The following is a 12,325-nucleotide window of genomic DNA, read 5'->3' as shown; positions in this document are numbered from 1 at the left end:
CCGATGCCGTCCTACTCCTTCACCCTCAACGGCGAGCGGGTCACCGTCGAGGCGCCCGCCGACATGCCCCTGCTGTGGGTGCTGCGCGACCTGCTGAACGTCACCGGCCCCAAGTACGGCTGCGGCGTGGGCGCCTGCCGTGCCTGCACCAGCCATCTCGACGGCGACGAGATCCAGCCCTGCGTCGTCCCGGTCGCCGACTGCGCCGGCCGTGCGGTCACCACCATCGAGGGCCTGGCCGACGGCGACCGGCTCCACCCCGTCCAGCAGGCCTGGCTCGACTGCGACGTCGCCCAGTGCGGCTTCTGCCAGCCGGGTCAGATCATGGCCACGGCCGCGCTGCTGAAGAAGACACCCCGGCCGACGGACGCGGACATCGACCGGATCGAGAACGTCTGCCGCTGCGGCACGTACGCCAGGATCCGTGAGGCGATCAAGAAGGCCGCCGTCAACAGCTGACCGAGCGGGTGCCTTCGGTACGGCAGGGGGCCGCCGTACCCTGTGGCCCGTGTACGACTCCTTCGACGACCCTGGCGCCACGGCCGCGCGCTTCACCGGGCTTGCGGTCACCGGTGAGCGCCGGCTCTCCGGAACGCTCGCCGAAGTCACCCTCGCCGGCGGGCCGGTCGTGATGGTCAAACGCGGCGAAGGTGACGGCGCCGCACAGGCCGAGGCGGCCGGGCTGCGCTGGCTGGCCGACGCCGGCACGGTGCGTGTCCCCGCCGTACACGGCCAGGACGGGCACTGGCTGGTCACGGACCGGGTGGCGACCGGCCCTCCCACTGCCGAGGCGGCCGAGCGGTTCGGCCGGGACCTGGCCGCACTGCACGCCACCGGCGCACCGGCGTTCGGCGCCGCACCGCCCGGCGGCCCCGAGGACGCGTACATCGGGCTCGCCCCGATGCGCAACGTCACCGGCCAGGACTGGCCGCGCTGGTACGCCGAGCACCGGGTTTGGCCGTACCTGCGCCGCGCAGTCGACGACGGCACGGTCCGCGGCTCGGAGGCGCCCGTGATCGAGCGGGTCTGCGAGCGACTCCCCGAGCTGGCCGGCCCCGCCGAGCCGCCTGCCCGGCTGCACGGCGACCTGTGGAACGGCAACGTCCTCTGGGGCGCCGACGGGCACGTCCGGCTGATCGACCCGGCCGCGCACGGCGGCCACCGCGAGACCGACCTGGCCATGCTCCACCTCTTCGGCTGTCCCCACCTGGACCGGATCCTGGACGGCTACCAGGACGCGGCGCCCCTCGCGGACGGCTGGTCCGACCGGATCGGCCTCCACCAGCTCTTCCCGCTCCTGGTGCACGCCGTGCTCTTCGGCGGCGGTTACGCCGGGCAGGCCGTGGCGGCGGCCGAGGGTGCCCTGCGCAGTTGACGGCGCAGGAATCGGTCCGGGCACACAAGGATGCTGTGACGGGCGGTCAGCTCCAACTGCTGGAGGGCCCTTTGGGGTTCCCCTGCGGCACCGGGCGGCCCGTGAAAGCGTCCAGCAGGAGCCGGTCGGCGAGCGGGCTGTCCAGCTCGACCGTCACCTTCTTCGCCTTGAGAACTGAGGCGCACGGGCCGTCCTTCATCCCGACGACGTAGCCGGACAGGACGACGCTGCCGTCCGTCTCCAGCACGTCCACTGCGGGACCGTCGTCGCAGGCCCCGTGGTGGGCCAGCACGGTGACGGAGCGGCCGTCCGCGGCGATCTCCACCAGCCGGTTGAGCTCCCACAGGCCCTCGGTGGCGGTGTCCCGGGCCGGCCCGATGGGCGGCTTGGGGAGCTTCGAGGGGGTCACGGCGACCCGCTTGAGCGGGGTGTCGTAGCCCTCGACGGTGAACAGCCAGGCCGGGACGGTGGCCGGGCCGCGGCTCGTGACCAGCGTCGTCTCGCCCAGCTTCGCCCCGGTCACGACGAGGCGCGGCGCGGGCGCGTCCGTGCGGTCCACCGTTTTGTACGCCTCCCGCGCCCCCATGAGCGGCAGGGTGAGCGAACCGCCGTTCCGCCACGTCACCTTCCCTTCGCTTTGCTCGGAGTCGGGGAGGTCGCCGCGCAGCTCGAAGTTCTGGCGGTCGTAGGCCTTCTTGTCGTCCTCGTTGTGGAAGGCGTCCTCGGGCGGCTGCACCGCGTCCGCCATCGGGTAGTAGCCCTTGCGCCAGGCGTCGGCGGCCGGTGAACCGTCCCAGGCCTCGGCGACCTCGTGGGCGCGTGCCCTCGTCTCCGGGGCCGGGTCCGCGTCGTCGGATCCTGCCGTGACGGCGCCGCATCCGGCGGCGAGCAGACCGAGGGCGGTGAGCAGCGAGGCGGTGCGTGAAGCGGTCGTACGCATGGATCCCCCTGAGCGGACAGCGGCAGGCACGGGAAGGGCGGTGCCGCAGCCGCCCGACACTGTGACGCACTGAGGGCGGGCCGCGTTCGGTCACACCGGGGTTGCCGGTGGTCAGATCACCGCGTCGGCGCGCAGGGCCTCGATCTCCTCGGCGGTGCGGCCGAGTTCGGCAAGGATCGCCTCCGTGTGCTCGCCCACCGCAGGCACCGGATCCATACGCGCGGGCAGTCCCGCGAGGTCGGCCGGCGGGAGCAGGGCCTGCACCGTCGCGCCGCCGGGCACGGGCACGTCGCGCCAGCGCTCGCGGGCGGCGAGGACCGGATGGTCCAGGAACGCGGTGACGTCGTTGACCCCGGCGCAGGCGATGCCGATGGACTCCAGCTCCTTGAGGATCTCCTCGGCGCCGGAGCGGGCGCAGCGCTCGGCGACGACGGCGTTGACCTCCTCCCGGTGCTCCACCCGCGCGGAGCTGGTGGCGAAGCGCGGGTCGTCGGTCAGCTCGGGCCGGCCGAGGAACCGATCGCACAGGACGGCCCACTCGCGCTCGTTCTGGATGGAGAACAGCACCTCCCTGCCGTCGGCGGCCGGGTAGGCGCCGTAGGGAGCGAGGGTGGGGTGCTGGGTGCCGAGCCGCGGGGGCTGGGTGCCTCCGTACCGGGTGTAGTTGGCGGGCTGGCCCATCCACTCGGCCAGCGCCTCGAACAGGGAGACCTCCACCGGGTGGGCCGTGCCCGTGGTGGCGCGCGTGAAGAGGGCGGTGAGGATGCCGCTGTAGGCGTACATCCCGGCTGCGATGTCGGCGACGGAGATGCCGACGCGCGCGGTCTCGTCGGGGGTTCCGGTCAGCGACACCAACCCGGTCTGGCACTGCACCAGCAGGTCGTACGACTTCCGGTCGGCCCACGGCCCGGACGTGCCGTACCCGGAGATGGTGCACGGGATCAGCCGCGGCCACCGCGCGCCGAGCGCCTCGACTCCCAGGCCGAGGCGGTCGGCGGCGCCCGGCGCCAGGTTCTGCACGAACACGTCGGCGTCGTCGAGGAGCCGGTGCAGGATCTCGCGGCCACGCGGATCCTTGAGGTCCAGCGTCAGGGACTCCTTGGACCGGTTGAGCCACACGAAATAGCTGGAGTGACCGTGCACCGTCGTGTCGTACCGGCGGGCGAAGTCCCCCTCCCCGGGCCGCTCGACCTTGATCACACGCGCGCCGAGATCGGCGAGCTGCCGGGTGGCGTACGGGGCGGCGACGGCCTGCTCCAGGCTGACCACGGTGATGCCGGACAGGGGAAGGTGTGGCGGGCTCATGGGGCCATGTGTACGGCCACATCGGAGATCGCGTCAATGCGGGGCCGAGGGCGAGGCCACCGCTCGGGCTGGACGTCGACGAGTTCGCGCCCGGTGACGAGGTGTACGGCTATGTCCGCAAGTCCGTGCAGCTCGGCACCTATGCCGAGCCGGTGTCGGCGAATGTGCGGCTGGTGGCGCGCAAGCCTGCCTCGCTCAGCTGGGAGCAGGCGGCGGGCGTGCCGCCGGCGGGACTGACCGCCGACCAGTCGATCAAGCGGGTGGGGGTGCGTGCGGGCGGGACGGTCCTGGTGCACGCCGCGGCCGGCGGGGTCGGCATGTTCGGCGTGCGGATCGCCGTCGCGCTCGGCGCCCGGGTCATCGGCACCGCGAGCGAGCGCAACCACGAGTTCGTCCGGGAGCTCGGCGCCGAGCCCGTGACCTACGGCGACGGTCTGGCCGACCGGCTTCGCGAGCTGGCCCCGGACGGCGTCGACGCGGCGCTCGACTTCGGTCGGGGGCGACGCCGTGGACGTGTCCCAGCAGGTGCTCAAGCGCCGTGACCGGGTGGTGTCCATCGCCGACCCCGATGTCCTGGCGAAGGGCGGCCACGTCCTGTGGGTGCGCCCCGACCCGGCCGATCCGACGGCCCTCGGCGAACTGGCCGACGCGGGCCGGCTCGCCGTCCACGTCGACCGTGTGCTGCCGCTCGCCGAGGCCGCCGAGGCGTGGCGGATCAGCAGCGCGGGGCGGGTGCGCGGAAAGCTGGTGCTGTCGGTCGGGGACCAGGGGTAGCGCGAAGCGGGGCGGCCGGGGGCTCTCAGGCGGGGATGCGGAGCGTCTCGACGGCTCGGACCAGCGGGGCCAGCTCGGGGTTGGTCGCGGCCTCGTCGAGGGCCTGGCGCAGTGCTTTGTCGTTGGTGGGCCGTGCCTCTTCGAGGAGGGTGAGGCCTGCTTCGGTGACGTCGGTGTAGATGCCGCGGCGGTCGGTGGGGCAGAGGTAGCGCGAGAGCAGGCCGCGGTCCTCGAGCCGGGTGACGAGTCGGGTGGTGGCGCTCTGGCTGAGGACCACGGCGTCGGCGACCTGCTTCATCTGCAGGTGGCCGCCTTCGCCGCTGTGCTGGCGGCTGAGCACGTCGAGCAGGGAGTACTCGCGCACGCTCAGGTCGTGCCCGGTCTGCAGGGCGCGCTCGATCTGCGCCTCGATCCTCCCGTGCAGCAGGGACAGGGCGCACCAGCCCTGGGCGAGCGCGGTGAGCGCGGGGTCCGTGGCAGTCATGGCGCCGGAGTCCTCCGTCCCGAGGTGAATGACCTCCAGGATAGGCCATCCGTGAAATTTCCGGCGAGTGCGCGTATAGCGCGCATGCAAGCAGTGGGCCGGCGCCGCCGCCGGAAACTCCGTGGCCGCCGAGCCGGGGCGTGGATATCGTCGCCGCCCATGAGCAGCCCGACCCCGACCACCACCCTGTGGCGACCCACCGGCCCCAAGGAGCTGGATCTCGTCCGCGAGCTGAACTGGCGGGCCTGGCCACCGAGACTGCCCGAGCAGCCGATCTTCTACCCGGTGCTCGACGAGGACTACGCCGTGAAGATCGCCAGGGACTGGAACGTCAAGCACGACGGCGCCGGTTTCGTGACCCGGTTCGAGGTCGAGTCGGAATTCCTGAGCCGCTACCCCGTCCAGCAGGCGGGCGGCGAGACGATCCTCGAACTGTGGGTGCCGGCCGGGGAACTGGACGAGTTCAACGCGCACATCGTCGGCACGATCGAGGTCGTCCGCGAATTCCGGTGACGGCGGGCACGGCCGCCAGGGGTGCCTTCGCCGGCATGGTCCAGAAGAAGCCCGCTAGTTCCGCGCCAGGTGCCGCATCGCCAGTGCCAGCCCCAGCCGGAACCTGCCCTGTGGAGTGCGCAGCGGCCAGCCCAGGACGTGCTCGGCGTGGGCCAGGCGCTCCTGGAGTGTGGAGTGGTGGACGTTGATCTCGGCCGCCGCGGCCCGCAGGCTCGCCGTCGAGGCGACCGCGTGCAGCGTGGTGAGCAGCCAGGGCGCGGCGGCCGCGGCCGCCTCCAGGACCTGTACGTCGTGCGGTGGCTCGGCGCCCGGCCGTACGAGGTCGGCGAGGAGGGCGATGCCGCCCAGATCGTCGGCGTGGACGACGCCGGGGCCGGGGTCGTGCGCGGTGCCCTCGGCCGTGAACCGCAGCGCGACGCGGGCCATCGACCAGGAGCGCGGCAGGTCGAGCACCGGGACGGCGGGCCCCACGCCCACGCGGCCGACGGGCGGTTCGGCGTCAGAGTGTGCAGGGACGATGCGGGGCCGGCCGTCGAGCGGGGCCACGACGCGTGCCGCCGCGGCGGGGTCGAACCCCAGGCGGCGGGCCGCATGCAGTCGCGCAGCCTCCGGTGCCGTGGCGTCGAGGACGGTCTCGACCAGGGCCGGATCATCGGCCGGTGCCCGCCCCCGGGTCCGGTCGAGCACGAGCCGTACGGCCCCGGCGGCCCGCTCCAGGATCACCGCGTCCACGACGCTCGGCTCCGCCTCCTGGGCCCGCTCCAGCCACAGCGCCGGAACGCCGTCCGGCGTGAGCGCGGCGGACGGCCAGGCGGGATCCGGCGGCACATCGCTGTCCCGCCGCGTACCGTCGACCTCGACCCGGACCTGAACCCGCCGGTCCACGTCGACCAGCCGAGCCGACACCCCGGCCAGCACGGCGGCACCTCGCACCAACGCCTCCAGCCCGGCCCGCGACTCGGCGAGCCGATCGAAGTAGGCGATGACCCGCACGGCCGCCCCGGCATCCGGATCCAACGCGGTCAGACGTCCGGCCAGCTCTTTCATAGGCCCATGGTGCGGCACGGGGTCAAGGACCGAACCCACCCCGACTCAAAACCCCAGGGCCGGCGGCCCACCCAGGGGCGCGGGGAACTGCGCGACGAGCCACGAACAACCCGCACCCGCACGACACCACAACCCGGCAGGCGAGTAGGCGCAACCCCCCGCCCCCACATCTCACCCGCTCAACAACCTCTTCAGCCAAGCCAGCTGAGCCCCCCGACAGGCCTGCGAAACCGCCGCCTGCGGCGCGAAGCCGTCGAACCCGTGGAAACCACCGGGCCACACATGCAGCTCGGCCACCCCTCCGGCCTGCCAGATCCGGGACGCATAGGCGACGACCTCGTCGCGGAACGTCTCCGCGGAACCGACGTCCACAAAGGCCGGCGGCAGCCCGGACAGCACCTCCGCACGGGCCGGCGCGGCGTACGCGGGGACGTCGGGACCGCCCCGCCGCTCGCCGAGCAGCGCCGTCCAGCCGGTCTCGTTCGCCGTACGGTCCCAGATACCGAGCCCGGCCATCTGGTGGGCGGACGGGCTGTCGTTGCGGTCGTCCAGCATCGGGCACATCAGCATCTGCCCGATCAGCTCGGGCCCCCGGCGATCCCGGGTGAGCAGGGCAAGCGCCGCGGACAGGCCGCCACCCGCACTGGCACCGGCGACGACGATCCGCTGCGGGTCACCTCCCAGCTCTGCCGCATGCTTCGCCGTCCACTCCAGCCCGGCGTACACGTCCTCGATCTGGGCCGGATACGGGTGTTCGGGCGCCAGCCGGTACTCCACGGACACCACGACCGCGTCCAGTTCCTTCGCCCAGGCCAGGGGCACGTCGACGCCGACGCGGTTGTTGCCGATGATCAGGCCGCCGCCGTGGACGTGATAGATCACGGGCCGCGGTCCTGCGCCGGCAGCGGCAGCCGGTCGGCAGATCAGCAGGGAGATCTCGGGCGCGCCCTCGGGACCGGGCACCACCCGGTCCTCGACCTCGAAGAAGCCGTCCACGGTGAGGTCCAGTTGGGCCAGCATCTCGATCCCCGGCCCCTGGCGGACGTCGGCTATCTCGTCCATCGTGAGGCCGGGCGAGATCATGTCCTTGATGAGCTCCAGGGCGGCGGCGAGCTCGGGGTCGAACGGTGGCGGGGGCGGGGCCTGGGTCATGGGGTCTCCTCACACGGCAGTACGCGGGTGTGCCGGACGGTTCTGCGGCTCTGCGGTCATGATCCGCGCAGCGGTACCCGTCCAGAGTGCCGCCGTTCGGCGGGACCTCCCCGCCGTCCGGCGGGTGGCACCCGCGTGATCCTGGAGCTTGCCAGGACATGACCCGTTGTTCACCTGTCGTAGGTGGCAGGGATGCCAGTCGGAGACAACGCTGTCAAGGCCCCACCTGCACCAGGAGTACAACCCGTGAACATCTCCCTCTCCGGCTGGCTGCTGACCGTCGTCGCCCTGTGCGCGCTCGTCGCCGTGGACTTCTTCATCGGCCGCAAACCCCACGACGTCTCCATCCGCGAAGCGGGGACGTGGACGATCGTCTGGGTCGTCCTGGCCTGTCTGTTCGGCCTCGGCCTGTTCTTCTACGGGGGTGGCGGGCCCACCGGCGAGTTCTTCGCCGGGTACATCACGGAGAAGTCGCTCAGCGTCGACAACCTCTTCGTCTTCGTCCTGGTCATGGGCAAGTTCGCGGTGCCCTCGCAGTACCAGCAGCGCGTCCTGATGGTCGGCGTGATCATGGCCCTCGTGCTGCGCGCCGGCTTCATCGCGGCCGGCGCGGCAATCATCTCCGCGTTCTCCTGGGTGTTCTACCTCTTCGGTGCCTTCCTGATCTGGACCGCCTGGAAGCTGATCCAGGACGCCCGCAAGGAGGAGCACGAGGAGGAGTACCAGGAGAGCAAGCTGCTCAAAGCCGTCGAGAAGCGCTTCGGAGTGGCCGACCGGTACCACGGCACCAAGCTGTTCATCACGGAGAACGGCAAGCGGGTCATGACCCCGATGCTGGTCGTCATGCTGGCGATCGGCTCCACCGACGTCCTGTTCGCCCTCGACTCCATCCCCGCGATCTACGGGCTGACCCAGGACCCGTACATCGTCTTCACCGCCAACGCCTTCGCTCTGATGGGCCTCAGGCAGCTGTACTTCCTGATCGGTGGCCTGCTGAAGAAACTGGTCCACCTCAGCTACGGCCTGTCCATCATCCTCGGCTTCATCGGCGTCAAGCTCGTCCTGCACGCGCTGCACGAGTCCGGCGTCCACGTCCCGGAGATCAGCATCCCCTTCTCGCTCGGCTTCATCGTGCTCGTCCTGGCCATCACGACGGTGACCAGCCTGCGGGCTTCGAAGAAGCAGGAGCAGGAGCAGGCGGAGTCGGATTCGGAGTCGGAGCACACGGCACAGTGACGGCGTTGCGACGGCTCACATGGCGGGCGACCGCCACCGCGGTGAGCGTCGCGACCAGTGCACACACGCCGGTCCACCCGAAGCGGCCGTAGGCCCGGGCACCCAGCCACGAGCCGGCCGTGCCACCCAGGTAGACGCAGGTCATGTACGCGGTGTTGAGGCGGCTGCGGACGTCCGCGCCGAGGCCGTAGATCCGCACCGTGTTGGCGACCATCCCGGACTGCATGCCGACGTCGAGCAGCAGCGTGCCGACGACCAGCGCGGTCAGCCCGGGCAGGCCGCCCACGCCGCCGAAGGCCAGCACCACCGCCGATGCGCCGACCACGAGGAAGCACACGAGGTTGACCCGGTCCGGACCCCGGCGGTCGACCAGCCGCCCGGCGACCGGCGTGCACAGCATCGTCGCCGCGTTGACGAGCGCCAGCAGCCCGGCGGCCCTCGCGCTCATGCCGTACACCGGTCCCGTGAGCAGCAGCGCCACGCCCGTCCACACCGCGGAGAACCCGGCGAACACCGTCGCCTGGTACAGGCACGAGCGGCGCAGTTCCGGCTCGGTGCGCAGCAGACGCAGCGGCGCGGCGAGCAGCGCCGGGTAGGGGGCCCGGGCCGGCGGGGGCAGCGTCGGCAGCATGCGGGCCAGCAGGGCGGCGACCGTGAAGGAGAGCGCGGCAGCGAGGACGTACGGCGCCCGCCAGCCCAGCCAGTCACCGAGGGCGCCGCCGACGGCACGGGACAGCAGCATGCCGGCCAGGGAGCCGCTGAGCAGGGTGCCGCTCACGACTCCGCGCCGTTCGGCGGGCACCAGGCCGGCTGCCAGCACACCGGCGAGCGGCGCGATCACGGTCACCGCACCGACGAGCGCGCTCGCGACGACCAGGGGCAGCAGCGCCGGCGCCGAACTCGCGGCGAGCAGACCGAGACCGGTCAGCGCGAGCAGGGTGACGAGCAGCCGGCGGGGGCGCAGCCGGTCGCCGAGCGGCACGAACAGGTAGATGCCGACCGCGTAGCCGAACTGGGTCGCGGTCACCACCGTGGCGCCCGCGTCGGGGGAGACGCCCAGGCCCGAGGCCACCAACGGGCCGATCGCCTGCGGGAAGTAGACATTGCCCACCGCGACTCCGCAGGCGAAGGCGAGCAGTGCGATCGCCGGGGTAGCCTGCCGGGAGTTGTGATCCGTCATACCCCGAAGTCCACGGCAGTGACGGACGGTTGCCAAAGGATGTAGCCGGAGGCTTAATGATCAGCTTCCTGCTCGACGTCGACGACCTCGCGGACACCCGGTTCGCGATCTCGCCGTTGCGGGAGGTCATGGGGAGCCTGCGGGCCCTGCGCGCCCCGGGCCTCTATCCCCTGCACACCCCGTGGCGCCGCTCGGTCCTCGAACGCCTCGACCCCGCCGACGCCGGGCTGCTGCGGGCCCTGGTCGGACCCACCCTGACCCTGCCCGACTTCCTGACCCCGCGCCCGACGACGTTCGCGCCCATGCTGGCCGACCAGGTCACCGTCGTAGGGGCGACGCCACCGGATCTCGTACGGCGCGACCTGCTCGCGACCCATGCCCCGCACCCCCTCCCGGAGGCCCTGCGGCAGATCACGGCGCCCGGCGACGCGCCCGTGGCGGAGCTGTTGGAGGAGCTGTGCGAACTCCTCCAGCGGTACTGGGAGTTGGCGATACGCCCCGACTGGCCACGGATGCGGCTCGTACTGGAGGCCGACATCACGCACCGCGCCCGGCAGCTGGCCACGGGCGGGGCCCACCTCCTCTTCTCCGACCTGCACCGCAACGTCCGCTGGCGCGACGGCATTCTGCACGTCGACCGGATGATCGGCCGGCACGAGGTGGAAGGCTCCGGGCGGGGACTGCGCATGGTCCCGTCGCTGTTCTCACACAAACCCGCTCCGCCGCTCAGCGCCGACGAAGCCCCGATGCTGGCGTATCCCAGCAGGGGCGCCGCGACCCTGTGGGAACCGCTGCCCGAGCCCGACGCCTCAGCCCTCACCTCGCTGCTCGGCGCACCCCGCACCACGGTCCTGCGGCTGCTCGCCGAACCGCTCCCCACGGTCGAGCTCGCCCGGCGCCTCGGCGTGACGCCCAGCGCGGTCTCCCAGCACCTGAAGGTGCTGCACGCGACGGGACTCGTCGCCCGGACCCGCGACGGACGGCGCGTGCTGTACCGGCGTACGGCACTGGGCGACCAACTCGCTGGCGTGGCCTGACGGTGTCGCCCAATGGCGTGGCCCGACGGCGGCTCCCGGCGGTGGGGCTTGACCTCGAGCGGACTCGAAGATCTAGCGTCGGCAGGGTCGCTGAAAGTCCGGGTGAACGGAGACAGGCCATGCGGGTCGGCGTGCACATCAACCGGTTCGACCATCCCGGCGGAGGCCCCGCGCTCGGCGCCGAGCTCGCCGCCGCGGGCGCCGCGGCCGAGGCGGCAGGCCTGAGCTGGCTGTCGGTGATGGACCACTACTTCCAGATGGAGATCAACGACCGCGCCGAGGACCCCATGCTGGAGGCCTACACGACCCTCGGCTACCTCGCCGCCCACACCTCCACCGTCCGCCTCGGCGCCCTGGTGACCGGCGTGACCTACCGTCACCCCGGCCTGCTCGCCAAGATCGCCACCTCGCTCGACGTGCTGTCCGGCGGCCGGGCCACCCTCGGGATCGGCGCCGCCTGGTACGGCCGCGAGCACGAGGGGCTCGGCGTGCCGTTCCCTTCGGTCGCCGAGCGCTTCGAGCGGCTGGAGGAGACCCTGCGGATCTGCCTCCAGATGTGGGACCCGCAGGCCGACGGCCCGTTCGAGGGCAAGCACTACCGGCTCACCGAGACCCTCTGCGTCCCGGCGCCCATCAGCGCCCCGCACCCCGAAATCATGATCGGTGGGGGCGGCGAGAAGAAGACGCTCCGGCTGGTCGCCCGGTACGGCGACGCGTGCAACCTGTTCGCCTCCTCGCCTGAGGAGGTCCGGCACAAGCTCGACGTGCTGCGCGGTCACTGCGACACCGAGGAGCGCGACTACGACGGGATCCGAAAGACCGTGCTCCACGCCGGAGACGCCGTCGTCCGGGGCGACCTGGACGCCTTCACCCGGGGCATCGCGGCCTACACCGGGCTCGGCATCGACACGGTGATCCTCGGCCCGCGCACCGGGGAACCGGCGGCCTTCATCGAGAACTTCGCGGCTCCTGCCGTACAGCGGCTGGCCGGGCTCGACTGAACCGACGTCACCGGCCGGGCGAGTGCGCCGGAGTCCCCGTGGGCCGGCTGCGGGAGACGACGCGCATGCCGCGGGCGTCCACCATGCGCACCTGCAACGAACCGCAGGCGCACCGCGTCCACACCGTGCTGCCCGCCGCCGTGGTGTGCCGGGACACCACCTGATAGGGCTCGGCTCCGTCGGGCCACCCGCAGTGCGGGCACACGGTGCCGGTCGTGCTGGTCATGGCGACTCCTCGTACCTCGTGGCTGGTTGACCGTCGCGACACAACCAAGGGTGCG

At 72.3% G+C, this 12,325-nt stretch carries 13 protein-coding genes and 1 pseudogene; 7 read left to right on the top strand and 7 right to left on the bottom strand.

Annotated features, from left to right (window positions below; genetic code table 11):
* Positions 1-3: 3 nt before the first annotated feature.
* Both OHO27_RS04265 and OHO27_RS04260 read left to right on the top strand, forming a co-directional pair.
* Complete coding sequence (locus OHO27_RS04265) at positions 4-459, top strand: (2Fe-2S)-binding protein (protein ID WP_328420427.1); 456 nt, start codon at positions 4-6, stop codon at positions 457-459.
* A gap of 49 nt (positions 460-508) precedes the next feature.
* Positions 509-1,375: a fructosamine kinase family protein gene (locus OHO27_RS04260; RefSeq protein WP_328420425.1), complete on the top strand. Its 867-nt coding sequence runs from the start codon at positions 509-511 to the stop codon at positions 1,373-1,375.
* Positions 1,376-1,421: 46 nt separating this feature from the next.
* Here the strand turns inward: OHO27_RS04260 and OHO27_RS04255 are convergent, their stop codons facing one another.
* Entirely contained in the window at positions 1,422-2,315 is an 894-nt protein-coding gene (locus OHO27_RS04255) for a hypothetical protein (RefSeq protein ID WP_328420423.1), read from the bottom strand.
* 111 nt (positions 2,316-2,426) lie between these two features.
* Entirely contained in the window at positions 2,427-3,620 is a 1,194-nt protein-coding gene (locus OHO27_RS04250; RefSeq protein WP_328420421.1) for a CaiB/BaiF CoA transferase family protein, read from the bottom strand.
* Between the two features lie 62 nt (positions 3,621-3,682).
* Here OHO27_RS04250 and OHO27_RS04245 point away from each other — a divergent pair.
* Positions 3,683-4,394: pseudogene (locus OHO27_RS04245) on the top strand (NADP-dependent oxidoreductase); the annotation flags it as partial.
* Between the two features lie 25 nt (positions 4,395-4,419).
* On the opposite strand, the gene OHO27_RS04240 reads toward OHO27_RS04245, so the two are convergent.
* The gene (locus OHO27_RS04240; protein ID WP_328420419.1) at positions 4,420-4,878 is read right to left on the bottom strand and encodes a MarR family winged helix-turn-helix transcriptional regulator; all 459 of its coding nucleotides are present in this window, start codon (positions 4,876-4,878) and stop codon (positions 4,420-4,422) included.
* A 159-nt stretch (positions 4,879-5,037) separates the two neighbouring features.
* Between OHO27_RS04240 and OHO27_RS04235 the strand changes: the two genes are divergently transcribed.
* The gene (locus OHO27_RS04235) at positions 5,038-5,391 is read left to right on the top strand and encodes a hypothetical protein (RefSeq protein WP_328420417.1); all 354 of its coding nucleotides are present in this window, start codon (positions 5,038-5,040) and stop codon (positions 5,389-5,391) included.
* Between the two features lie 54 nt (positions 5,392-5,445).
* Here OHO27_RS04235 and OHO27_RS04230 read toward each other — a convergent pair whose 3' ends face one another.
* Positions 5,446-6,438 carry a helix-turn-helix domain-containing protein gene (locus OHO27_RS04230; protein WP_328420415.1) on the bottom strand — a complete coding sequence of 331 codons (993 nt, stop codon included), beginning with the start codon at positions 6,436-6,438 and terminating at the stop codon, positions 5,446-5,448.
* A 171-nt stretch (positions 6,439-6,609) separates the two neighbouring features.
* The gene (locus OHO27_RS04225) at positions 6,610-7,590 is read right to left on the bottom strand and encodes an alpha/beta hydrolase (protein WP_328420413.1); all 981 of its coding nucleotides are present in this window, start codon (positions 7,588-7,590) and stop codon (positions 6,610-6,612) included.
* 246 nt (positions 7,591-7,836) lie between these two features.
* Here OHO27_RS04225 and OHO27_RS04220 point away from each other — a divergent pair, with 246 nt between their 5' ends.
* Positions 7,837-8,826: a TerC/Alx family metal homeostasis membrane protein gene (locus OHO27_RS04220; protein WP_328420411.1), complete on the top strand. Its 990-nt coding sequence runs from the start codon at positions 7,837-7,839 to the stop codon at positions 8,824-8,826.
* Here OHO27_RS04220 and OHO27_RS04215 read toward each other — a convergent pair.
* Positions 8,738-10,006 carry an MFS transporter gene (locus tag OHO27_RS04215; RefSeq protein WP_328420409.1) on the bottom strand — a complete coding sequence of 423 codons (1,269 nt, stop codon included), beginning with the start codon at positions 10,004-10,006 and terminating at the stop codon, positions 8,738-8,740. The two genes, OHO27_RS04220 and OHO27_RS04215, sit on opposite strands and share 89 nt — an antisense overlap.
* Positions 10,007-10,062: 56 nt before the next feature.
* Between OHO27_RS04215 and OHO27_RS04210 the strand changes: the two genes are divergently transcribed.
* Positions 10,063-11,043 carry an ArsR/SmtB family transcription factor gene (locus tag OHO27_RS04210; protein ID WP_328420407.1) on the top strand — a complete coding sequence of 327 codons (981 nt, stop codon included), beginning with the start codon at positions 10,063-10,065 and terminating at the stop codon, positions 11,041-11,043.
* A 119-nt stretch (positions 11,044-11,162) separates the two neighbouring features.
* Positions 11,163-12,044, top strand: a complete 882-nt coding sequence (locus OHO27_RS04205) for an LLM class F420-dependent oxidoreductase (RefSeq protein WP_328420405.1) — start codon at positions 11,163-11,165, stop codon at positions 12,042-12,044.
* Positions 12,045-12,051: 7 nt separating this feature from the next.
* Here OHO27_RS04205 and OHO27_RS04200 read toward each other — a convergent pair whose 3' ends face one another.
* Positions 12,052-12,270 carry a hypothetical protein gene (locus OHO27_RS04200; protein WP_328420403.1) on the bottom strand — a complete coding sequence of 73 codons (219 nt, stop codon included), beginning with the start codon at positions 12,268-12,270 and terminating at the stop codon, positions 12,052-12,054.
* Positions 12,271-12,325: the final 55 nt, after the last annotated feature.

The organism is Streptomyces sp. NBC_00443, from assembly GCF_036014175.1.
Classification (GTDB): domain Bacteria; phylum Actinomycetota; class Actinomycetes; order Streptomycetales; family Streptomycetaceae; genus Streptomyces.
The sequence above is the reverse complement of the archived record's forward strand: the minus strand, read 5'-3'. Positions and strand labels throughout refer to the sequence as shown.